20 protein-coding genes and 1 pseudogene are annotated in these 24055 nt (G+C 44.7%); 9 read left to right on the top strand and 12 right to left on the bottom strand.

Annotated elements, in window-relative coordinates; translation table 11 throughout:
• Position 1: 1 nt before the first annotated feature.
• Together I2F54_RS07145 and I2F54_RS07140 are read left to right on the top strand one after the other, a co-directional pair.
• On the top strand, positions 2–1141 hold the full coding sequence (locus tag I2F54_RS07145) for a 1-acyl-sn-glycerol-3-phosphate acyltransferase (protein WP_009121846.1): 1140 nt from the start codon (positions 2–4) through the stop codon (positions 1139–1141).
• Positions 1142–1196: 55 nt separating this feature from the next.
• Positions 1197–1883 carry a NigD1/NigD2 family lipoprotein gene (locus I2F54_RS07140; protein WP_195500863.1) on the top strand — a complete coding sequence of 229 codons (687 nt, stop codon included), beginning with the start codon at positions 1197–1199 and terminating at the stop codon, positions 1881–1883.
• A gap of 66 nt (positions 1884–1949) precedes the next feature.
• Here the strand turns inward: I2F54_RS07140 and I2F54_RS07135 are convergent, their stop codons facing one another.
• On the bottom strand, positions 1950–2735 hold the full coding sequence (locus I2F54_RS07135; protein WP_009121848.1) for a DeoR/GlpR family DNA-binding transcription regulator: 786 nt from the start codon (positions 2733–2735) through the stop codon (positions 1950–1952).
• A gap of 325 nt (positions 2736–3060) precedes the next feature.
• Between I2F54_RS07135 and glpA the strand changes: the two genes are divergently transcribed.
• The 7 genes from glpA (at position 3061) to I2F54_RS07100 (ending at position 12037) form a co-directional block, all read left to right on the top strand.
• Complete coding sequence (gene glpA, locus I2F54_RS07130) at positions 3061–4665, top strand: anaerobic glycerol-3-phosphate dehydrogenase subunit A (RefSeq protein ID WP_009121849.1); 1605 nt, start codon at positions 3061–3063, stop codon at positions 4663–4665.
• An 11-nt stretch (positions 4666–4676) separates the two neighbouring features.
• Positions 4677–5921 carry a glycerol-3-phosphate dehydrogenase subunit GlpB gene (gene glpB, locus I2F54_RS07125; RefSeq protein ID WP_195500862.1) on the top strand — a complete coding sequence of 415 codons (1245 nt, stop codon included), beginning with the start codon at positions 4677–4679 and terminating at the stop codon, positions 5919–5921.
• Between the two features lie 4 nt (positions 5922–5925).
• Positions 5926–7179 (top strand): anaerobic glycerol-3-phosphate dehydrogenase subunit GlpC, encoded by a 1254-nt coding sequence (glpC, locus tag I2F54_RS07120; RefSeq protein WP_195500861.1) that lies wholly within the window; start codon positions 5926–5928, stop codon positions 7177–7179.
• A gap of 24 nt (positions 7180–7203) precedes the next feature.
• Positions 7204–8601, top strand: coding sequence for a phosphoglycerate transporter protein PgtP (gene pgtP, locus I2F54_RS07115; RefSeq protein ID WP_073212676.1), 1398 nt, complete (start codon positions 7204–7206; stop codon positions 8599–8601).
• A gap of 57 nt (positions 8602–8658) precedes the next feature.
• On the top strand, positions 8659–10071 hold the full coding sequence (locus I2F54_RS07110; protein ID WP_009121853.1) for a glycerophosphodiester phosphodiesterase family protein: 1413 nt from the start codon (positions 8659–8661) through the stop codon (positions 10069–10071).
• Positions 10072–10104: 33 nt separating this feature from the next.
• Complete coding sequence (locus I2F54_RS07105; RefSeq protein WP_195500860.1) at positions 10105–11448, top strand: porin; 1344 nt, start codon at positions 10105–10107, stop codon at positions 11446–11448.
• A gap of 202 nt (positions 11449–11650) precedes the next feature.
• Complete coding sequence (locus I2F54_RS07100) at positions 11651–12037, top strand: rhodanese-like domain-containing protein (RefSeq protein WP_174263178.1); 387 nt, start codon at positions 11651–11653, stop codon at positions 12035–12037.
• A gap of 187 nt (positions 12038–12224) precedes the next feature.
• Here the strand turns inward: I2F54_RS07100 and I2F54_RS07095 are convergent, their stop codons facing one another.
• From I2F54_RS07095 to bamA, 11 genes and pseudogenes are all read right to left on the bottom strand, one after another.
• A complete protein-coding gene (locus I2F54_RS07095) occupies positions 12225–13178 on the bottom strand; it encodes a Rossmann-fold NAD(P)-binding domain-containing protein (protein WP_087426679.1) in 954 nt (317 codons plus the stop codon).
• Positions 13179–13202: 24 nt separating this feature from the next.
• A complete protein-coding gene (locus I2F54_RS07090; protein ID WP_195500859.1) occupies positions 13203–14450 on the bottom strand; it encodes a glutamate-5-semialdehyde dehydrogenase in 1248 nt (415 codons plus the stop codon).
• Positions 14451–14513: 63 nt separating this feature from the next.
• Positions 14514–15671, bottom strand: a complete 1158-nt coding sequence (gene proB, locus I2F54_RS07085) for a glutamate 5-kinase (protein ID WP_195500858.1) — start codon at positions 15669–15671, stop codon at positions 14514–14516.
• Positions 15672–15698: 27 nt separating this feature from the next.
• Positions 15699–15938 (bottom strand): DUF2007-related protein, encoded by a 240-nt coding sequence (locus I2F54_RS07080; protein ID WP_009121859.1) that lies wholly within the window; start codon positions 15936–15938, stop codon positions 15699–15701.
• 80 nt (positions 15939–16018) lie between these two features.
• Positions 16019–16858 carry a glutamate racemase gene (gene murI, locus I2F54_RS07075; RefSeq protein ID WP_022218775.1) on the bottom strand — a complete coding sequence of 280 codons (840 nt, stop codon included), beginning with the start codon at positions 16856–16858 and terminating at the stop codon, positions 16019–16021.
• Positions 16859–17065: 207 nt separating this feature from the next.
• Positions 17066–18439 carry an OprO/OprP family phosphate-selective porin gene (locus tag I2F54_RS07070; RefSeq protein ID WP_195500857.1) on the bottom strand — a complete coding sequence of 458 codons (1374 nt, stop codon included), beginning with the start codon at positions 18437–18439 and terminating at the stop codon, positions 17066–17068.
• Between the two features lie 28 nt (positions 18440–18467).
• Positions 18468–19835 carry a glycerophosphodiester phosphodiesterase family protein gene (locus I2F54_RS07065; RefSeq protein WP_087413259.1) on the bottom strand — a complete coding sequence of 456 codons (1368 nt, stop codon included), beginning with the start codon at positions 19833–19835 and terminating at the stop codon, positions 18468–18470.
• Positions 19836–19964: 129 nt separating this feature from the next.
• A pseudogene (glpT, locus tag I2F54_RS07060) lies at positions 19965–20153 on the bottom strand (glycerol-3-phosphate transporter); the annotation flags it as partial.
• 106 nt (positions 20154–20259) lie between these two features.
• Positions 20260–20766, bottom strand: coding sequence for an OmpH/Skp family outer membrane protein (locus I2F54_RS07055; protein ID WP_009121864.1), 507 nt, complete (start codon positions 20764–20766; stop codon positions 20260–20262).
• A 57-nt stretch (positions 20767–20823) separates the two neighbouring features.
• Positions 20824–21339: an OmpH/Skp family outer membrane protein gene (locus I2F54_RS07050; RefSeq protein ID WP_009121865.1), complete on the bottom strand. Its 516-nt coding sequence runs from the start codon at positions 21337–21339 to the stop codon at positions 20824–20826.
• 25 nt (positions 21340–21364) lie between these two features.
• Positions 21365–24004 carry an outer membrane protein assembly factor BamA gene (gene bamA, locus I2F54_RS07045; RefSeq protein WP_009121866.1) on the bottom strand — a complete coding sequence of 880 codons (2640 nt, stop codon included), beginning with the start codon at positions 24002–24004 and terminating at the stop codon, positions 21365–21367.
• Positions 24005–24055: the final 51 nt, after the last annotated feature.

Genomic DNA, 24055 nt, shown 5'->3' with positions numbered 1-24055 from the left:
CATGGAATTTGAAGAAATCCGCCCTTATCATGACGAAGAACTACCTCAGATTTTTGAGGAATTAATTGCTGACCCGGCCTTCCAACAAGTGGCTTGCGCCGTTATGCCGGGTGTTCCTTTTGAGGCTATCGCGCAGAAAATGCGTGCGAGCAAGACCAAGCAGGAGTTCCAGGAAAACCTTTGCTACGGCATCTTGCATAAATTAGCCAAAGATACTACAGACGGACTGATACTGGAAAGTATGGCTGTGTTGAACAAGCAGTCTGCCTATACCTATGTGTCCAATCACAGGGACATCATTCTCGACTCCGGTTTCTTGTCTGTTCTTCTGGTGGAGCAGGGGTTGGATACCGTAGAAATTGCTATCGGTGATAATCTGCTGATTTATCCCTGGATTAAGAAATTGGTGCGTATCAATAAATGCTTCACCGTGCAGCGCGCGCTTACCATGCGCCAGATGTTGGAGTCGTCCATTCGTATGTCGCGTTATATGCACTACACGATTGCGGAAAAGAAGCAGTCCATCTGGATAGCCCAACGCGAGGGACGTGCCAAGGACTCTAATGACATCACGCAGGATAGCGTTCTGAAAATGTTGGCGATGGGCGGCGACGGAGACATCATCACCAATCTTCAGGAACTGAATATCGTTCCGCTTTCCATTTCGTACGAATATGATCCTTGCGACTATCTGAAAGCGCAGGAATTCCAGCTGAAGCGTGATATACCCGACTTTAAGAAAACCACGGATGACGACTTGCTGAACATGCAGACCGGACTTCTGGGATACAAAGGCCGTGTATGTTTCCGTATGGCATCTTGTATCAATGAAGATTTGGGCGAATTGGACAGAACATTGCCGAAACCGGAGTTGTTCGTTGCCATATCCGCTTTGATTGATAAGCGTATTCATGCCAACTATCGTATTTTTGCCAATAATTATGTGGCTCACGACTTGCTGCACAATGCCGAGGAGTTTGTCGAACATTATACGGCAGAGGATAAGAAGCGCTTTACAAGTTATATTGACGGTCAGCTGGAGCGTATCACTATTCCTGACAAGGATGTGGATTTCTTGCGTGAGAAGTTGTTGTTGATGTATGCCAATCCGTTGACGAATTATTTGGCTGCGACCAAGTAAGGGCTTGTCGATTGGTTGCGTAAAGAGGAATCGTAACAGTGTGTAGTAAGTGGGTATGAAAAAGTACTGCTGTGGCCTGTTTGTCGCCGTTGTGTCGTGCCTGTCGGTATCATGCGGCGATGATGACTATCATTATCCTTCCGTGAAGCAGGATTTTATGACTGCGTTTTCCGGAGCGGACGGACGGTTGGAGTCGGTGTTGACCGATGAAGGCGAGACGTTTCAAATTCTTGAGGATGCGTCAGGCCTGCGTACGAACGCGGATGCATCCGTTCGTATTGTCGCCAGTTATGAGACGTCGGTCGCCGGTGACGGTCGGGTTTCAGGCGTAAAACTGTATGCTCTGTTGCAAACGATTTCTCCCCTGCCTCTGACTGCCGGTGAATTTGAAGGGGGAGTGAAAACGGAACCTTCTGAAATACGGAGTATTTGGTTGGGATATGATTATCTGAATGTTGTTTTAGAGGTGAAGCAGCAGGGCAAACATCTTTTTCATTTTGTAGAGGATGGAGTTTCGATAGATGAAGATAGCGGACGCGCCAAAGTGCGGTTGACTTTATATCACGATGTGAGTAGCGATGTGCAAGATTACGGTAAGCGTGCCTATCTGTCCGTTCCCTTAAAACAATATATGACTGAAGGTGTGCAGGGCGTGGATGTTTATTTCAGTATTTATACTTATTCCGATAGCTTCAAAACCTATGTCCTGGATGAAACGGGGCTTCATGTAGAGGGGAATTGATTTCATATACATTATAAATAGATATGAAACAGGTGTCATAAGGACTTTATGGCACCTGTTTTCTTTTTACATGTTATTGTGATAACCGGCATCGGCAATTGTCAGTTCGATGCCCATCTCCTCTAAGCGTAAAGCGGTGGAAGGGGGGATGCGGGAGTCGGTGATGATATGGTCGACATCCTCCATGTCGGAAATCTTGCTGAAACCGCGCCGCCCGAATTTGGAAGAATCTGCAAGCACAATCGTTTTCTGGGCGGTTTGCATCATGACGCGGTTAAGACTTGCTTCCATCATGTTGGTGGTGGTGATACCGAAATCGAGGTCGATACCGTCTACACCGATGAATAACTTGCTGCACGAGAAATCCGCCAATATATTCTCTGCATATTTTCCTACTACGGACAGGCTGCTATGCCGTAATATACCGCCCAGTTGGATGATATATATGTTCTTTTCGCTTGCCAGGATGTTCGATACTTCCATGGAAGCGGTAATGACGGTCAATTCGTCCACCGGAACTATGCTGCGCGCGAGTGCGTGCATGGTTGTTCCCGATGCTATAAGTATAGAATCTTTGGGAGCGATGAGGCTTGCGGCTTTCATTCCGATCAGTCTCTTCTCCTCGACATACAGCTTTTCCTTCTCGCTAACATTCCTGTTGTCGATATAGGGGTCTATTAAAATCGCTTTTCCGTGATTTCGGTATAGTTTCTTTTCTCTTTCGAGATCGGTTAAGTCCTTGCGTATCGTAACTGACGAAACGTTAAGGTGTGTGGCTAAGTCCGTTACCAGAATCGAATTATGCTGTATCAACAATTCTAATATGATAGATTGTCTCTCTTCTTTTGTCATAATAAGCTTGAAAATCGTATTTAATGCGCTAATATACTTGAAAAAAACAGTATGGGAAAACTCATAATGCTAAGAAATTATAAAACAGTAGTTCTGTTATCTTTTCTTTTGAAACGTAAGTCTTGTTGTCGTTTTTTATATAAAACTTCCTGTCTGAAGATTTTTTTTCTGCTTTTCAGTAAAAAAACAAAGGAAATGTTTCGTTATTATAAAAATAGAATTTATATTTGTTGCGAAATGAAACCTAAGTCGTTTTGATAAGAAAGCAAAAGCGCTGTTATCCTAATCTTGAAATCAAACGACGTTAACTAATATTATAAGAGACATGGTACTTAATGGCGAAATTAACGAATTTGACATCATTATTATTGGTGGAGGTGCGACCGGAGCGGGTACGGCAAGAGATTGTTCCTTACGTGGAATGCGTGTTTTGCTTGTAGAACGCTTTGATTTTGCTGCTGGTGCCACCGGGCGAAACCACGGATTGCTTCATAGTGGCGCCCGTTATGCGGTGACTGATAGGGAATCGGCTGCCGAATGTATCAAGGAGAATATGATTCTTCGGAAGATAGCGCGCCATTGTGTAGAAGAAAACGGCGGCTTGTTTATCTCTCTTCCGGAAGACGACCTTTCGTATCAAAACTTATTTGTGGAATCGTGTCGGGCCGCAGGTATCAATGCGCAAGTGATAGACCCTGCCGAGGCGAGATTGATAGAACCTTCTGTTAATCCTGCCATAACAGGAGCGGTGAAAGTGCCTGACGGTTCGATAGACCCTTTCAGACTGACTCTGGCAAATGTTATTGATGCCAAAGCTCACGGTGCGAAAGTACTGGTTTATCATGAAGTGACAGCATTGATTCAGGACCGGGGAAGTATCGTCGGAGTCACTGTATTTAATCATAAAACGAAAACAGAACATAATTATTACGCACCTCTGACTATTAATGCGGGAGGTATTTGGGGACATGGCATTGCTGCAAAAGCAGGCATAAGGGTGGACATGTTCCCTGCAAAAGGCTCATTATTGATTTTTGGGCATCGAATCAATAATGTTGTGCTTAACCGTTGCCGCAAGCCTGCCAATGCAGATATTCTTGTTCCTGGAGATACGATCTGCCTGATTGGAACGACATCCAGTCGCGTGGGCTTTGATGAGGTGGATGATGTGCGGGTTACGTCGGAAGAGGTTGATTTGTTGTTGTCGGAGGGGGAGAAGTTGGCTCCTGCTTTGGCTACAACTCGTATTTTGCGCGCATACGCCGGCGTTCGTCCGCTGGTGGCCGCCGATAACGACCCTTCCGGACGTAACATCAGCCGTGGCATCGTGTTGCTGGATCATGAGATACGTGATGGTGTTGCGGGCTTTGTAACTATTACCGGCGGAAAGTTGATGACTTATCGACTGATGGCGGAATGGGCTACGAATCTGGCTTGCAAGAAACTTGGCATTGACAAGCCTTGTACTACGATGAATGAACCCCTTCCCGGTTCGCGTTTGGAAGAGGGACGGTCTGACGGTAAACAAGTGACGACGGATCAACCCAAACGTTCTTCGGTCGGACGTCACGGTGAAATGGCCGCCAGGATTGCGTCGGAAAGCAAGTATGACAACAGTCTGGTTTGCGAATGTGAAGATGTGACCGTAGGTGAGGTAAACTATGCTGTAAACGAACTTGATGTGCATAATCTGATAGACTTGCGTCGTCGCACACGCGTCGGTATGGGAACCTGTCAGGGAGAACTCTGCGCTTGTCGTGCGGCAGGATTGTTGGGTGAGGCGCATAATTGTTCTCAAAAAGCGAAGAATGACCTGGCTTCGTTCCTGAACGAACGCTGGAAAGGATTGTATCCTGTGGCATGGGGCGAAGCATTGCGTGAAAGTGAATATACCCAGTGGGTATACAGTGGAGTTTGTGGAATGGAATAAAATGAATAGAGATGAAATTTGATACTTTAATAATAGGTGGGGGACTTGCCGGTCTGACGTGTGGAATCCGTTTGCAGAAGAATGGCGTGAAATGTGCTATCGTTTCCACCGGGCAAAGTGCGTTGCATTTTTCTTCCGGTTCATTTGATTTGCTTAACGAGCTTGCCGACGGAACGAAGGTGGACAATCCTGTGGCTGCGGCTGACAAGGTTGGTACGAACCATCCATACGCTAAGTTGGGCGATAATTTTGCCTACTACGTTCGTGAAGCAAAGCAGCAGTTCCTCGATTGCGGCATTGAAGTGAACGGTGACGCCGAGCATAATCATTTACGCATAACTCCGATGGGTACGTTGAAGCCGACGTGGCTGACGTTCTCTGATTTTACGCCGCTTTCCTCGGCAAATGATATAGCCGGTAAGAAGATTCTGGTAGTCAATATGGCCGGATTCCTTGATTTCAACACGAAGTTTGTTGCCGACAGCTTTGAGAAGTATGGCGCCGAATGCCGGATTTCCTCTATTAATCTTCCGGAACTGGAAAGATTACGGATCAGTCCGACGGAAATGCGTTCTACCAACATTGCCAGAGTATTGGAGAATGAAAAAACGCTTGAAGCTTTGATTCTGGAGTTGACCGGAAAGATATCCGGCTTCGACATCGTTGCTTTGCCGGCTGTATTCGGATTGTCGTCCGCGGCGTCGGTAAAGAAGCTGAAAGAATCGTTGGATATTCCGGTGTGGCTGATTCCTACAATGCCGCCTTCCGTTCCGGGTATTCGTGCGCAGCAACAACTCCGCCGTTCTTTTGAAGAGTTGGGAGGAGTTTATATGTTGGGTGATACGGTAGTGAAAGCTGATTTCAGCGGTAATAAAGTGCAGGCGGTATACTCTGTCAATCATGGAGACATCTCATTTGTGGCGGAAAACTTTATCCTTGCTTCGGGCAGCTATTTCAGCAACGGATTGGTTGCGCAGCCGGATAGCGTTATCGAACCAGTTTTCGGTAGTGATGTCGATTTCACTCCCGGACGTGACAGTTGGTATGACAAGGCTTTCTTCAATAAACAGAATTATATGACATTCGGTGTAGCTACCGATGATAAGTTACGGATAAAGATTAAGGGTGATGCGCAACGGAATCTGTTTGCCATTGGGTCGGTGTTGAGCGGGTCCAATACAATACATGAAGGTTGCGGTGCCGGTATTTCCATGCTTACGGCATTATATGTAGCGGATAACTTAATAAAAGGATGATGTCATGAATATGCAGCAGAATAATATAAGCGAAAACAATTTTGAGCAATGTATCAAATGTACGGTTTGTACGGTATATTGTCCGGTTATCCCGGTGAATCCTAAATATCCCGGTCCGAAGCAGGCCGGTCCGGACGAAGAGCGTCTTCGCTTGAAAAGAGGCGAATATTTTGATGAAGCGCTGAAATATTGCTTGAATTGTAAACGTTGTGAAGTGGCTTGTCCTTCGAATGTGAAGATTGGCGACATCATTCAGTTGGCACGTATCAAATATAGCAAGAAGAAACCGGCGTTACGCGATATTATGCTGGCAAATACGGATTTCGTAGGTACTATGGCGTCCGCCTTTGCTCCCGTAGTGAATACCACATTGTCTCTGAAACCGGTGAAAATGGTAATGGACGGAGTCTTGAAAATAGACCATCATCGTGTATTTCCGAAGTATTCTTCCCAGACATTCGAGAACTGGTTCAAAAAGAATGCGATGGCTTCTCAGGATAACTACGGGAAGCATGTAAGTTTCTTCCACGGTTGTTACATCAATTATAATTTCCCCCGGTTGGGTAAAGATATGGTGAGTGTGCTTAACGCAATAGGCTATGGAGTGCATTTGCTTGAAAAAGAGAAATGCTGCGGAGTGGCTTTGATTTCCAACGGTTTGATAAATCAGGCGCGCAAGCAAGCTGAAGCAAATCTCCGCTCTGTCCGTAAGTCGATTTTTGAAGATAAGCGTCCGGTAGTCGGGGCTTCGTCGACTTGTATTTTTACAATGAGGGATGAATATCCGCATTTGCTTGGAATTGATAATGCAGATGTACGCGACAGCATAGAATTGGCTACCCGTTTCATTTTCCGCTTGCTTGAAGAGGGAAATGTAAAACTGAAATTCCGTGATGATGTAAAGATGAAGATAGCCTATCATACGCCTTGCCACATGGAAAAACTCGGTTGGGCGTATTATTCCATCGCTTTGCTGCGCAGTATTCCCAATGTAAATCTCACCGTACTTAATTCCCAATGTTGTGGAATCGCAGGTACATACGGTTTTAAAAAGGAAAACTATGAAACATCACAGGGAATAGGCGCTTCACTGTTCCGTCAGATAGAAGAAGTGGCGGCCGATTTTGTCGCTACCGATTGCGAAACTTGTAAATGGCAGATCGAGATGTCCACTCCGGCAAAAGTAAAACACCCGATTTCGATACTTGCAGAAGCTCTGGACTTAGAAGAAACCAGCAAACTAAATAGTAACAAATAATATTATTCTTAAAATCTTAGTACTATGTGGAATTTTTTAGCACCACCTGCTCATAAGCAGGAATTACCGGCAGAGAAGATTGATTCGACGTATAAAAGTTATCGTTGGCAAGTCTTCCTGGGTATATTTATCGGTTACGCAGGTTTTTATATCGTGCGTAAAAACTTCTCGATGGCCATTCCGGAGCTTGCTCAGTTTGGTTTTGAAAAGGGTGAGTTGAGTATCGTTCTTTCTATGAATGCCGTGGCTTACGCTTTGTCCAAATTCTTGATGGGAAGCGTGTCCGACCGCAGTAATGCACGCGTATTCCTTCCGTTAGGATTGATTTTGGCTGCTGTCTCCATGATGTTTATGATTGTACCGGTGCAATTCTTCGGTCCGGAACAGAAATCACTGGCTATTATCGTAATGGCTGCTTTAAACTTCCTGGTAGGTTGGTTTAACGGTATGGGCTGGCCTCCTTGCGGACGTGTCATGACTCACTGGTTCTCGGTGACCGAACGCGGAACGATGATGTCCATCTGGAACTGCGCTCATAATGTGGGCGGTGCATTGGTTGGTCCGATGGCTGTTTATGGCGCATTGTGGTTCGGTTCCTGGTTCTATGGCGCTGACTCATCCCGTTACTTCCTCATCGGTACGTATGTATTCCCGGCGGCAGTGGCTATCCTTGTGGCATTAGTGGCATACTGCCTGATACGTGACACTCCTCAATCTTGCGGACTTCCTTCCATTGAGAAGTATCGTAATGATTATCCCAAGAATTATAGCGAGAAGCAGGAGGAAGTGCTTACGGCAAAAGAAATCTTCTTTAAGCATGTATTCAATAACAAGATGCTTTGGTACATCGCTATCGCTAATGCATTTGTCTACATGGTACGTTACGGATGTCTCGATTGGGCTCCTACTTTCCTGAAAGAAGCTCAAGGATATGATATCAAGCAAGCCGGTTGGGCATATTTTGCTTATGAATTTGCGGCAATACCCGGAACATTGGTTTGCGGCTGGTTAAGCGACAAGGTATTTAAGGGCGGACGCGCCATGACTACTATCATCTTCATGGCTATTGTTGCTGTGTTTATTTTCCTTTACTGGCATTTCTCCGATAACTATGTAATTGTAACCTTGTCTCTGATTGCTATCGGTTTCTTCATCTACGGTCCGGTAATGCTGATCGGTGTTCAAGCGCTCGACCTTGCTCCCAAGAATGCCGCCGGTACGGCTGCCGGACTTACCGGGTTCTTCGGGTACTTCTTCGGAACAGCCATCCTTGCCAATGTGGTTCTCGGCTATGTAGCCGAAATGGCAGGCTGGGACTGGACTTTCATACTCCTGCTTATTGCCTGCGCCTTGTCCATTTTGTTGATGTCTTTCACTTATAAAGACGAGAAAGCATTGCTTGCAGAAAGAAACAAAAAATAATCTTTTTAAGATAATATAGAATGACTTTAAACCAGTATTTACCTTAAAAATTAAACTATGTTGAAGAATCCAATCAAATTAAGCGCAACCTTGTTAGGTATGGCCTTAGTAGCTTTCACTTCCTGTGAAGACCAAGATTTTACAGATGTGAATAATGATGCAACACGTGTTGAAGTAAACACAATCTCTGCCGAAATGGCAAAAGTGCGCGACTATGTACCCGATTATGCTGTAATGGCGCATCGCGGCTCTACTTTCTGGGCCCCGGAAGAAACAGAGTCTGCCTGGCGCTGGGCACGCGAGATGGGTGCGGACTATCTTGAATCCGACCTTCAGTGTACAAAGGACGGTGTTATCCTTGCCAATCACGATGATAACTTGAAACGTACCACCAACATTGAAAACGTATATAGCGAACTGGTACCTGCAACCCGTAAGGCGTTTTATATGCGTCATGGAATGAGTGAGGCAGAAGCTGAAAAGCTTGTTGCAGCCGATAAAGCCAGTTTTCGTCCTTACTATGCAATGTCTTATATGTATGAGGAATTACTTGCTCTTGATGCCGGTAGTTGGTTTAACGAAACAAGCATTGAACAGGCTCGTGAGTCTTTTTCCGAACAACATCAGTATATCTCGGCTCTTGAAGACCAAATCCGTTATGCTGAAGGGAAAATGCTGGCACGTGATGCCGACGGTGAGCGTATATACACCGTTACCGGTACTTGGAATCCGGATAAACCCCGTGATTGTTTGACGTATAAGTTTGAGTATGTGGATGACCCGCAGGATACCGGTAACCGTCCGGGTGTCTATATTGAATTTAAAGAGTCATGGCTGAACCCTTCGGATTTTGAAAAACGCGTTTATAACAAACTTGATGAACTCGGCTGGAATATCATTACCAAGCCTTGCGACGGAGAACCTTTCTATAAAAATAATAAAGTTAATGTAGGTAATACTAACGGTAAGGTTATTCTTCAGACATTCTCTCTTGAGAGTCTTCGTCGTACAGCAGAAGAGTTCCAGGGTAAGATACCTATGTGCTTCTTGTTGTGGGAAGGTAATGGGGCTACCGACTTGAAATATGACACACCTCAAGGTTATGCTTCTTTCATTAATCTCGGTTTGGAATATAAGGCTCATATCATCGGTCCTTGTATTGCAGGCGCTCCTAATGACTATCCGGAAATGAATGCTCCGTGGCAGGCTTATCTTATTAAGAAATCAGGAATGCTCAATCATCCGTACTCATTCGACTCTTATGCGCAAATGGGAAAATATTTCGGCCAGTATAACTGGGGAAATACCGTACAATATGATGAAGTTCTGCATGGTATCTATGGTGACGGTTTGTTTACCAACCGTTCTGAAATGAGTCTGAAATACTTAATTGACAATGGTCTGCGTAAAGCGCCGGCTCCTCAAACGGTTCCGGATGCGGTTGAAACACTTAAAAGACTTGGTTACTAATTAATTTATTAACACTAATACAGATTATATTATATGAAAAAGTATATTTTAATGCCGGTATTGGCTGCATTGTCACTGTCAGGATCGGTAATCCAAGCTCAGGACTTTGATAATAAGCCGGTTGTTAATGTTAGCAACGCCAAGGAAAACTTGAACTTTACGATTGGCGCACGTTTTATGATGGACGGTGCATACTATCACTCTGACTTCACTCCGGTGAAATCGGGAGCTGCTATTACCGATGCACGCATTCGTACCTCGATGAGTTATGAAGACTGGTACTTCTATGCGGATTTTGATTTTTCCAAGGGTAAATTCTCACAGAAGAATATTTTCCTGCAATACTCGTTGGAAGGTGCAAAGGGTACTCATCGCTTTAAAGCCGGTTACTACAACAATCCGGCATCAATGGCAAACAATACCAGTCGCGGAAGTTTGCACTTTATTTCCCGTTCGGCTGCCGCCAACGCTTTCTCGCCATCCCGTGAGTTGGGGGTGAGCTATATTTTCTACAATGATCATTTCTTTGCCAATCAAGGTGTATTTGCGGAAAATAAGTACAATGACCAGCCTGCAGGCTATCAAGGTATGTCATTCGGTGGCCGTTGGGTATGGCGTCCTATCAATAACGAGGACAGAACATTCCACGTAGGAGCTGCTTTCCGCTATGCCAATATTGCTACAGGTACAGTAGAAAATAACGTATTGAAAACAGAGTTGAATATCGGTTCTTCATTGGAAACTTATGTAGACGCCACTCAGGACTTCTTGTCAGCCCAACTGCCGTGGGCGAAAAACGTATTTGATGTGGGTGCTGAGTTCTTATACAAAACAGATAATTTCTTTACTCGTGGTGAGTATATGTACAAGCATGTTACTAAAGACCGTGACGACCAGGCATTGTTTGAGGCTAATTTGGGCTCTATCGATTCTTGGGGAACACTTGAATCATGGCAAAAAGGTAATCCGCTCGGCGATAACTCTTTCCATGGCGCCTATATTGAAGCCGGTTATAAAATCTTCGGTGATCCGTATCAGTACAGCAATTCTGATGCTTTGTTGAAAGGTTTGAATGGCAGAGCGCTTGAAGTGGTTGCACGTTACAGCTATACCGGATTGAATGATATCGTTGAAGGTGAAAAGTATGTTCCCGGACGTGACCAATACTACCCTAACGGACTGTTGGCAGACTATCCTTCTACTTCATTAAGTGTAGGTGGCGGTAATATGCATTCCGCTACTCTGGGTGTAAACTACTCTTTCAATAAGTTTGCCCAAGTGATGTTGAGCTACACATACAATCGTCTTGACCGTGATAAATTCCAATATGACAAGAATTTCCACGTGCTTCAAGCTCGTTTGATGTTCCAATTCTAATTGTGTGCATTTGTTTATAATAATGGTTAGTGAGCCTCTGTGGTAGAGGTAACAAAAGGAAAGAGGATGCCGGTTGAGCGAGCATCCTCTTTTTTGTTGTATAGTGAAGACTATGCAGATATTTTCCGCGATATCCGGCATCATAAACGAAAAAGTTATAACTTTGATTACATTTTCAATTCCGACTAAAATGAGTAAACTTATGAAAGCGTTTTTTGCAGGTATTTGCCTGTTCTTTTCCACTCTCGTTTCCTGTCAGCAGAAAGGAGAGGATTTCGAATCCGTTTCGACGGATGAGTTTGCAACATTGATAGCTGATCCCGATATCCAGCGATTGGATGTACGCACGGTTGCCGAATATTCGGAAGAACATATTCCGGGCAGTATCAATATCAATGTATTGGACGAACAGTTTGCTGTTATAGCAGACTCTACACTTCAAAAGGATAAACCGATAGCTCTTTATTGCCGCAGCGGAAAGCGCAGTAAGAAAGCCGCTACTATCTTGAGCCGGAAAGGCTATAAGGTTTATGACCTTGACAAGGGCTTTATCGGTTGGAAAGAGGCCGGGAAAGAAACGGAGAAATAGTTTATCCCTCTATTTTTGATTTTGTACTTTTGGTACATTCAAAATACCGTTACACTTATGGCTTATGTTTTTCTTCATCCCACAATTGCGGGACGAAGAAAAACATAAGCCATAATAAGATTTTGTATCGTATATAAGCGTATCATCCATAAGAGATACGGAGATTACGACTACGGGAAAGTACTATTTATAAACCTTCTATCAGACGTTTCAACACGACTGTTGCAGAAATCTCACGGTTGGCCGCTTCCGGTATCACAATAGATTGAGGACTTTCAATCACATCATCCGTTACAATCATATTACGGCGTACCGGCAGACAATGCATGAAATAAGCGTTGTTGGTCACGGCCATTTGGCGGTCGCTTACGGTCCAGTCACGGTCTTTACTCAGTATTTGTCCGTAGTTGTCGCCGGTATAGGCAGCCCAGTTCTTGGCATATACGAAATCTGCACCTTCAAAGGCCTTCATCTGGTCGTATTCCACGCGAGCGTTACCCACGAATTTCGGATCGAGTTCATAACCTTCGGGATGAGTAATGACAAAATCGTAGTCCGTGGCATTCATCCATTCTGCAAAGGAGTTAGGAACGGCCTGCGGCAACGGACGAGGATGCGGAGCCCATGTCATAACAACTTTGGGACGTGCCGTTTTCTTATATTCCTCAATGGTAATAAGGTCTGCAAAACTTTGCAGCGGATGGCGTGTGGCGGCTTCCATAGAGAATACCGGACGACCGGAGTATTTGATAAACTGATTCAGTATAACTTCGTTATAATCGTATTCGCGATTTTCAAAGCGGGCGAAAGAACGTACGCCGATAACATCGCAGTAGCAACCCATTACGGGGATGGCCTCCAGTAGATGTTCCGGTTTGTCGCCGTCCATGATGACGCCGCGTTCGGTTTCCAGTTTCCATGCTCCTTGGTTGATGTCCAGTACAATGACATTCATGCCCAGGTTCAGGGCGGCTTTTTGAGTACTGAGGCGGGTACGCAGACTTGAGTTGAAGAATATCATCATCAGTGTCTTGTTACGTCCCAGTTCTACATATTTGAAACGGTCTTTTTTGATTTCGAATGCTTCGTCCAGTGCAGTTTTCAGGTTACCGATGTCCTGCACGCAAGTAAAGTTCTTCATACTTTTTTTAGTGATTAATCGTTATTACTTTCTTACCTGTCCTTCTCCTTCAATAATCCACTTGTAGGTGGTGATTTCTTCTAAAGCCATAGGGCCGCGTGCATGCAGCTTCTGTGTACTGATACCAATCTCCGCACCCAATCCGAACTGTGCGCCGTCTGTAAAGGAAGTAGGAGCATTGACATAGACGCAAGCGGCATCCACTTCGCGGCAGAACCAGTCGGCATGTCCCTTATTTTCGGTTACGATACACTCGCTGTGCTTGGAACCATACTGTTGTATATGCGCTATGGCGCTGTCTATGCCTTCAACTATTTTCACGGCCATCTTATAGTCCAGAAATTCTGTACCGAAGTCCTCTTCAGTGGCTTCTTTCAGCAGTTCGGCTGGATAGTGGCCTTGCAAAGAGGCGTATGCAAACGGGTCTGCGTAGATAATTACGTTGCTTTCCTGCAACGGCGCACAGAGCGCAGGTAGGTCTTTCATGCGGTCACCGTCTACGAGCAGACAGTCCAAAGCATTGCACACGCTGACGCGGCGTGTCTTGGCGTTGTTGACGATGGCTGCCCCTTTCTTTACATCCCCGTAGCGGTCGAAGAAGGTGTGGCATATACCTGCACCGGTTTCTATCACTGGGATAGTCGCATTTTGGCGGACAAAGTTGATAAGATTGCTGCTGCCGCGAGGGATAATCAAATCTACATAGCCGTTGGCATGCAGTAATTCCGCGGTAGCTTCACGGTCGACGGGTAACAGTTCCACGATGTGCAGGTCTACTTCAAATCGTTTCAGCACATCGTGTATCACGCTGATGATGGCAAGGTTGGAATAGTCCGCATCACTTCCGCCTTTCAGTATGCAGGCATTACCACTCTTGAAACAGAGTGAAAATACATCGAAACTGACGTTAGGACGTGCTTCGTAGATGATTCCGATTACTCCGAAAGGTACACTTATACGTTTTATTTTCAGCCCGTTGGGCATCACTCCCTGTTTTTGTACGCGTCCTATCGGTGAGGGTAATTTGGCAACCTTGCGGATGTCGTCTGCAATGCCTTTCAAGCGCTCTGCCGTCAGCTTCAAGCGGTCGTACTTCGGATTGGAAATATCCATACGTTCCAGGTCTTTCCGGTTCTCGGCGAGAATAAACTCTGTTCTTTCCTCAGCTGCATCTGCAACGGCCAGCAATATCTGGTTAATCTTTTCGTCGTTCAGCGCCAATAGCTTGCGACTGGCATACTGTACGGCGGAAAAAGTCTTTTTTAAATCCATTTTTTGTGATTTATTAATTGATACTTCTGCAAATGTAGTGATTATAATCGGTATTAATCGGACTTATTCTATATAAAGATAGTCATAATGCACCACAGGCTTCTTACCATGTTTTCCCATAGCCTCGCGAGCTTGCTCCGAACTGCAATTGGCTTTGCCCACGCCCACCGGATTTCCTTCAAAGTCTATGATACGCACAATGTCGTCCTTTTCAAATTCGCCCCGTACATCAATGATGCCTATGGGAAGAATACTGACAGCCTTGTCGGAAGTAAGCACCTGTGTGGCGCAATCGTTGATGTGTAGCTCTCCTTTGGCAAAACCCTCGCTGTGAGCTATCCACTTTTTTACACTGGACACAGGCTGGGGAGAGGGAATGAAGCGGGTGTATTTCAATGAGGAATGAGGAATGAAGGATGAAGAATTGGACTGTGCTGTTATATCGGATGAAGGTTCTTCATCTTTCATTCTTGATTCCTCATTTCTCAGGATATTGACAAGGATATTGTCACGTTTGCCGTTGGCGATGATAACTGTAATTCCTTCATCGGCCACCTTACGGGCAATATTGGTCTTGGTAAGCATACCGCCGCGCCCGAAACTGGATTTGGAAGTCTGTATGTATGAGGATAGGTCTTTACCATGCTCTATCTCCCGAATGACTTCTGATGAAGGGTCAGCCGGCGAGCCGTTGTAGATACCGTCAATATTGCTGAGGATTATCAGGGCTTGCACATCCATCATGGAGGCTATCAGTCCGGAAAGCTCGTCATTATCGGTGAACATCAGTTCGCTGACGGAAATGGTATCGTTCTCGTTGACGATAGGAATCACTCCGTTTTCCAACATTACGGTCATGCAGTTCTTCTGATTGAGATAGTGGCGGCGGGTGGCGAAGTTCTCTTTCATGGTGAGCACTTGCCCCACGGGAATACCGTGTTCACGGAATAGTTCGTAATAGCGGTTGATAAGTTTGGCTTGCCCCACAGCAGAAAATAGCTGGCGTTGGTCTACGCTATCCAGCTTTTTGGTGGGATGTATCTCGCTTCGTCCCGATGCTACGGCTCCGGAAGAAACGAGGATAACTTCTACGCCTGCTTTGTGCAGTTCTGCTACTTGGTCTACAAGGGCGGACATACGGGTTACGTCCAATGTGCCATCACGGCGTGTCAATACATTGCTACCTATTTTGACAGCAATTCTCGTTAGTTGTTGTTCCATATTTGTGTGTTTCCCGGTGTGGGAAGTTTAATCTCCGTCTTCTTTCTTTTCGTATGAGCGAACAACCTCCATGGCTGCTTCATAATTCGCTTCATTGACGAGCACTGCTACATCGACAGCAGTCTCGGGCAGGACGATGTTGACTACCATCCCATCTTTCAAGGTTGATTCGATGTCATTGTTTCCCAGCAAACTTTTTACAAGTTCGGCTTCCCAAAGCGATCCTTTGAACACTTCGATGAGCTTGCTTTTATCTTCTTCTTTCATAATGGTATGAATTTAGAGTTCTTGTTTTACAAATATAACAAGTTTTTTCGGTTTAATGTTTAATGTCAGGCAATTTGTGCCTACAACTCGATACGCTGTACCGTGACCGCCTCATTCAGAAAGATAGATGCAGATTCGACGAATTTCTCTTCCGCCTCTGTTGTATAATAAGTACATTCGCCGCCTTGTGTACACTTTGCATCTATTTCGGGATGACGGCAGAGATAATCTTTCAAACTGTCCGCCACTAATTTTCCCTGTGATACTATGGTGATACCATCAGGCATATATTGCCGGATTTTAGGCAATAGTATCGGATAATGTGTACAGCCCAAGATAGCGGTGTCTATCTCCCGGTCTTTGGCCAGAAGTTCGTTTATATATTTGCGGATGAAGTAATCCGTTCCGTCTCCTTGCGCTTCGTTGTTCTCTACAAGTGATACCCATAGCGGGCAGGCCTCTCCGCTGACTTTGATGTCGGGGAAAAGTTTATGTATTTCCAAAGGATAGGATTCGGACTTGATGGTTCCGCCTGTGGCAAGAACTCCGACGTGCCGGCTACGGGTTATATTACCGATACATTCCACAGTAGGGCGGATAACGCCCAATACGCGGCGTGCCGGGTCGAGATGTGGCAAATCGTTTATCTGGATACTACGCAGAGCTTTGGCGGATGCCGTATTACAGGCAAGAATTACCAGGTGACAACCCATTTCAAACAGCTTTGTGACTGCCTGTAATGTAAATTCATAGACAACTTCAAACGAGCGTGTTCCGTAGGGAGCGCGGGCATTGTCACCCAGATAGACATAATCGTATTCCGGTAGGGCTTCCCGTATTTTGCTCAGGATAGTAAGCCCACCGTATCCGGAATCGAATACACCGATAGGACCGGGACTGGATGGTAGTTTTTGTTTCATACAATCTTTCTGACGCTAAGAGTATAGTGTGCAGCAAAGATAATGTAATTTGTGAGGATAGGGCACGGATTGCACAAATTTTGTGATACTGCAATTCTACCTTTTGCCGTTCCGTCTTTAATTCATGCTTTACATGAGGAGATTCCTAATTAAGTATCCCCATCACATGTGCTCATGTGACGGGGACAGTTTAAATTAATTACAGCATCAGAATTCGAGCTGCAATCTCATTTGCAATGTGTGTAAATTCTTGTCATATCTGAAAGCATCGCTGTACTGTTGGTCCAGATGCGCATAAGAATAGTTGACTTTCATAGCGATATTGTGTGTGAAATAGTAGTTTACTCCTACTGTAAAGGTGTTGGCTACACCACCTACGACGGAGGTATTGGCCATACCCCAACTCGCCATCATCTCATTGGAGTAGAATTTACCGTTCATGAAGATGCTACCCGGCTCGATATAGTTGAGGTCGGTATGGTTGTAACGGGCAATCAGTTCGAGAGAATTTCTGCCGGGACGGTTCATCAAGGCATCTACCTTGTTGTAACGGTAGTCACCGCCACGAATCAACCAACCTGCCTGTACTTGATAGCCGCTGAATTCCGCGTTGGTATCAGGACCGAAAAATGACTTGTAGATTTCCGGTGTAGGGGTAAAGGTACCCATAAGTGTACCGAGTGATGTTTGGAAGTTATAATCCCAGTCTCTTTCGCGTACATACTTTCCATGTGTATATTCGCCTGTCAGATAAAGATTTCTCCAAGTAGCCAATCCCTCTATATTATACTTGAGAGTCTGTTTAACATTATTGACTTTAGAATAGAGCATGTTTGTCTTATCAATGGCGGATTCCAGTGAAGACGCAAGTATCACGGAGCGGTTATAGTCATCATTGCCATTGGCGAACCCGTTGGCGTCAGGAATACGATAGCTGAAAGCTCCACCGGCATGAACAGCCCAATCTTCACCGGTGTAACGAGCCAGCAAACGAGCTGTTACGCCCCAACCCATATCACCATTGGAATGAGACTTACCTATTTTCTGAGAGAAAATTCCACCTTCGCCCCATAGATAGTTACTGTAATGACGGTAGGAAACTCCCAAAGCACGTCCGGGTGCGAAGGCTTCGTTGGTGGCGGACTTATTGATAAAGTTATAGTCGAATGTACTGGCTATGTTTTCAGCAGAAAACGGTTCGGCAAAATGACCGACGCGCAAGAAGCCGGCACGGTCTGTGTGCCAACGCAAATAGGCATCTTTGATAGATACGCCGGAAGCAAAGTCAATATCGAACTTCACATCAAGTTTACTACCCAATTTGGAGAAGATACGTATACGGGCCGAAGACAGATCGGCACCTGAACTGCGGTCTGTATAGTCATCGATGTAATATGCACCGTCTACCGCTAATCGTCCGCCGACGCGGAAACTATACTGTCCGTCCTGAGATTTGAATGTCACTAAACCGTCATCCATATAAGCATTGAGTTCTGTCTGTGCCTCAGTGGGCTTCGTTTGCCCCCAGCTCTGTGTACTCAGCAGAGCGAAAGCCAGTAACGGGAAAATATATTTCTTCATGATTGTCTTTATTATAATTGGTTGATATTTAGTAGCCTAACTCATCAAGCACTTGCTGTGCGGTCTTTGTACCTTTACCGGCATGTCTGTTACGGGTCTGGTCACGGAAATAGTTCTTACCTGCGTCCTTGTATTTTTGCATTGTATCGTTATAATACCGGATACATAAATCTGTCAGGTTGGTAAATGACATATCCAGATAGTTTTTATCTGCACCGCCTTCTCCCTTTGGATCACTCCAAGGACCTGTATAAGCCAAATATTGCTCATTGGTATTGAATGACCATGCATGAATATCCATGCCTGCCCGACGTATCATTTCTCCTTGCCATATTTTCAGACTGCTTGGATAACCGGTAACATAGTCAATATTGGGAGCCATAATCGTGGCACCGTTTTCAATAGCAAAGTTGATAAGGCGCGCATAAGTAGCAGGGGTCGATTCCATATCTGCATAGAGGTATGCATAAGGAATGGTACGCTTAAACACAGAATTGAAACTTTTGAGACTGGGATCGGAGAATGTCTGCAAAACGATACGTGCCGGTGTATTAGCAATATCAACCAACCCCGGTGTATTGTTTTTGTAAGGAACCCGTTTCAATTGGTTGATGTCGTCGTGATACCAGCCATATTCCACGAAGATATCATGTAAATCCTGTTCTACTCCACTGAAGAGTGACGGTGATTTGGTTTCCACGTAGATACCCGGGCGGTTACCATTGTCCGCTTCATCCTCTACATACTTAAAGTCATATTTAACTTTTCCATCGGGAAGCTGTATTTTGTCATACATGCGTTCGCCATAACGATGACCATCCAGTACACCATTGGTATCTTTACCCCAACGCTTAAAACGATAACCTTCCGCAATTTTAATAACATCTTGTACTGTGATAATCTCGAGTCCTCTGAATGATTCCCGCCACTGTTCCGGATTAGCATCCTTAAACCATGAACCGATATCAAGTTTCAACAGTTCTTCGTACGTAAAAGCGCTTACGTAATCGTTCTGACGATTGGGGTAGATAACTTCTACATCGGTTGTACGAAGTAAGCTTTCATCGTGGAGGGCGAGTACAACTCCATCTTTAGTACGCTGTACGTCACATTCAAGGTAGTCCGCGCCCATGTTACGCGCCCAGCGCATGGCGGCTTCACTTTCTTCAGGAGCCCAAAACTCGGTACCGCGATGGGCGATGATACAGTCTTTTGGAAGATAAGCCAGAATCTCTTTCTGTACATTACTTAAGGGTAGCAGTTCTGGGATGTCATTGGTTGAAAACCCATCCGTCCGTATATCATCGGAGCAGGATACAGAAATCAAACCTAACACGGAAACAAATGCTATTTTTACAAAGTGTTTCCCCAAGTGTGTGTAAAAGTGTTTTTTCATACTTTTGTCGATAGCGGTTCATTAACAGGATTAGTTCGGCGCATATTCCAATCCTGTCAATCAACCTGTGATTAATTAATACTATACAGTAAGCGCGCCATGCTTACCATGAAGGACGATTTTAAAATTCTAACGTTTGTTTCTTTCTGCAAGCAATGCTTTCTCGTCTTTATACGTAAAAGACATCAACAAAATGGACAAGGCGCAGGCAATAAGCAGGAGTATGAAAGTCCAGTCCCAGCCTGCCATTTCGGCTACATAGCCGAGAACCACATTGGCAAGGATGGCGGTTCCGAAGAAGTACCCGAAGAACTTGGTACGGGGATAAAAGGTGATAGGATATAAAAAAAGGTTAAGCTGCAAGCAGCTTAACCTTTTCGATGAATTCCTCGTTTAGAGGTATGCGGTTTATTTGATACCGATATTATTTGATACCGAGTTGTGTCTTAACTTTAGCGGTTACATCTACACTTTGTGCACCTACATAAGGTATCGGAGTACGAGCCAAGTCGAAGATATATATTACACCTTCAGCCTTACCTACCGCTTGGATAGCTTCGTCCAATTTTTTATAGATAGGAGCCATAGCGTCTTGCTGTGCCTTTTGCATAGACTGATAAGCTTCTTGTTGGAATTGTTCCTGGCGTTGTGCCATATCCTGCAATTCTTTCTGACGTCTTTCGGCAATGTTTTTCGGCAGTGAGTCAGCTTGTGCTAAGAATTCTTGATACTTCTTATTGAACTCTTCCTGAGTACGCTGCATTTCTGTTTGGTACTCTTTAGACATAGCATCCAGGTCGGCTTGAGCTTTTGTATATTCCGGCATGGTGATAATAACTTCTTGAGAGTTCATGTGAGCGAATTTAGTTTGCGCCATAGCTCCCAAAGGGAGAGCGAACATAACTACGAGCAGTGCGATTTTTTTAAGCATAATGTTTATTATTTATTTTGAATGATTATTCCTTGTATAGGATGCAAATGTATGAAATTAATTTGAATATCCTAATTTTGCAAGCACTTCATTGCTTATGTCAATACTTGGAGAAGCGAAGATGATGCTTGATGCGGATGCACGGTCTACTACTGCGGCGTAACCTTTCTGTGTGGATATTTCCTTTACGGCCTCATAAATTTCATCTTGAATAGGTTGCATCAACGCTTCGCGCTTTTTGAAAAGCTCACCTTCCGGGCCGAAGTATTTACGACGTAATTCCGCCGCAGATTTCTCTTTGGCAACAATTTCTTCTTCTTTCTTTGATTTTTGTGCTTCGGAAAGGGTTTTGATAGACGCCTGATAGCTGTCGTATAAACTCTTGGCTTCCTTGCCCAGCTTTTCAACTTCGCTTTGCCATTGTTTGGAAGCCTGATTCAACTCATTGGTTGCACTTTGGTATGCCGGGATATTCTTTAAGATATATTCCATGTCAATCAGGGCAAACTTCTGTGCATTGGCTGTCATACCTACGGTAAACAGCAGAAACATGATTAATAAACTCTTTCTCATAACGTTCTGGTTTTAGTTAAACAAATTAGAACTCTTGTCCTAAGATGAAGTGGAACTGGCTGCCGCCGTACTCACTTCTTCCGAATACTTTGTCGAAACCGTAAGCCCAGTCGATACCCATCATACCAATCATAGGAAGGAAGATGCGGACACCGACACCGGCAGAACGTTTCAAATCAAACGGGTTGAATTTGTTTACATCTTGCCAAGCGTTACCGGCTTCAACAAAAGTCAACGCATAAATACTGGTACTTGTTTCCAGCATCAGCGGATATCTTAATTCCAGACCGAGACGTGTATATGCATAGCCTTCGTATCCATAAGGAGTAAGAGAGCTGTTTTCATATCCGCGCAAGGCAATACTTTCGGTTGCGTAGCTGGAATATCCTGTCATACCGTCACCACCTACGTCAAAGGTTTCGAACGGAGATTTCTTATACTTGTTGTAGTGTCCCAACAAACCGAACTCTACGCGTCCCATCAATACCGGAGTGCGTTTTACGCTGATAGGGTCCATTAACGGGATGTATATTTTGGATTTGAATTTCCACTTGTGGTATTCTATCCATTTATGCATCTTGTTCATGTCGTCCTGACTGCTGGTACTGTATTTGCTGTAATCTGTACCGTCGAACAAGGAGTAAGGCGGCGTCAACTGTGCCGACAGCGAGAATTCGGAACCTTGACGCGGATAAATCGGATTGTCGATAGAGCTGCGTGATAAGGTGAGGTTTATACTCAGGTTGTTACACTTACCGTTGGTAACAGGGAAGTATTGCCAATCACTCAGGATGTAACGTTGGTAGGACAACTCTGCCGTAAATTGGAAGTAATCATCCGGCCATTTCAGACGTTTACCGAACATCACGGCCAATCCCCACATCTGAATGGATTTGTCCGGGTCGTAATAGTTTTCGTAATTGTTATAGTTACCGTAGTTGTACATACCATAACCGTACATGCCGCTGTAATAGCTGTTGTAATAGTTATTCATGTACGCTGAATTATAGTAACGGCTGCTGATGTCTGTCTGACGAGAGTAGAACGCAGATACCGAGAACGCATTCGGACGCTTGCCGCCAAACCACGGGTCATAGAATGATACGCTGTATGACTGATAATATTTGGCATTGGTTTGTCCGCTGATAGTCAGCGTCTGTCCATCGCCTTGCGGCAGGATACCGCGATAGTTTTCACCCGGATGCAATAAGTTGGCAACGGAGAAGTTTGTGAACTTCAGGCTCAACTTACCGATGATACCCGTTTGTCCCCAACCGGCAGAGAATTCTACCTGGTCGTTTGCTTTGGAGACGAGGTCATAGCCGATATCTACCGTACCGTCTTCCGGTTTCGGCTGAATGTCCGGTTGGATTTGTTCAGGGTCAAAGTGTCCCATTTGCTGGATTTCACGCATGGAACGCATCAAGTCCTCACGGCTGAACAACTGTCCCGGACGGGTACGAAGTTCACGACGAACTACATTTTCGTATAGGCGGTCGTTACCATTGATGCTAATCTTGTTGATGGTAGCCTGGCGGCCTTCGAAGATACGCATTTCCAGGTCGATGGAGTCGCCTACGATATTAACTTCCACAGGGTCGAGCGAGTAGAAGAGATAACCGTTATTATAATAGAGGTTACCGATTGCATCTTCATCTGTGCTGGTACGTTCTTCCAATAACTTCTGATTGTAGACGTCACCTTTCTTCATGCGAAGCAGGAAATTCAATTGCTCGGAAGGATAAAGGGTGTTGCCGACCCAGGTTACATTACGCAAGTAGTATTTCTGACCTTCTTCGATTTCCATGGAAATATCTACCGTACGGTCGTCATAAGGCTTAATACTGTCTTTTACGATCATGGCGTCACGATAACCCAATTCGTTGTACTTATCTATAATCAGCTGTTTATCGGCTTCAAAGTTTTCTTCAACGAACTTCTTGGTGCGGAACAGGTTAAGGAGCTTTCCCTTTTCATTCGTTTTCTTCATCACGCGCTTTAGTTTCTTGGTGGTGATGGCCTGGTTACCGGTAATGGTAATCTTATGTACTTTTACTTTCTCCTTTTTGTCGATGTTGATGTCGACCAAGACTTGATTGGCATTGTTGGGATCGTCTTTCTGGGTGATGATGACATCGGCATTCTTGAAACCTTTGTCGTCAAAGTAACGCTTTATCAGCGTCTTAGCGCGGTCTATCAAGTTCGGCGTAATCTGATTACCTTTAATCAAACCTACTCTGGCTTCCAAATCCTCACGTTCCGATTTCTTCACGCCGTGATAACGGATATCGGAAACACGGGGACGCATTGTCAGATGGATTGTAAGCCAAATCTGGTCGCCCTCGATTTTATCCGCTGTGATTTGTACATCAGAGAACAAACCGTGACGCCAATAACGTTTACAAGCTTGCGTTATCTCATCACCGGGTACGGTAATGGTCTGGCCTTTTGACAAACCGGATAGACCGATGATTACATAATCTTCATAATTCTTGGCTCCAACCACCTTTATATCTGCTATTTCATATTTCTTAGGCGTTCCCGAGTAAAGAATAACCGGCTTTTCGGCTTCATCGGTGTTGCTAATGTCCTGTGCCGAGCTGGTCGGTACACAGCTAAAGAGGCAGATAAACGTTACGAGTATGGAGAAAATACGATAGTACATCTTTTTATTTACTATTTTACAATTTACTATTTTACAATTTGTGTTTGTTCG

This window comes from Bacteroides clarus (genome assembly GCF_015555825.1).
In the GTDB taxonomy this organism is placed as follows: Bacteria; Bacteroidota; Bacteroidia; order Bacteroidales; family Bacteroidaceae; genus Bacteroides; species Bacteroides clarus.
Note: the sequence above shows the minus strand (reverse complement) of the source record. Positions and strands in the feature narration are given on the sequence as shown.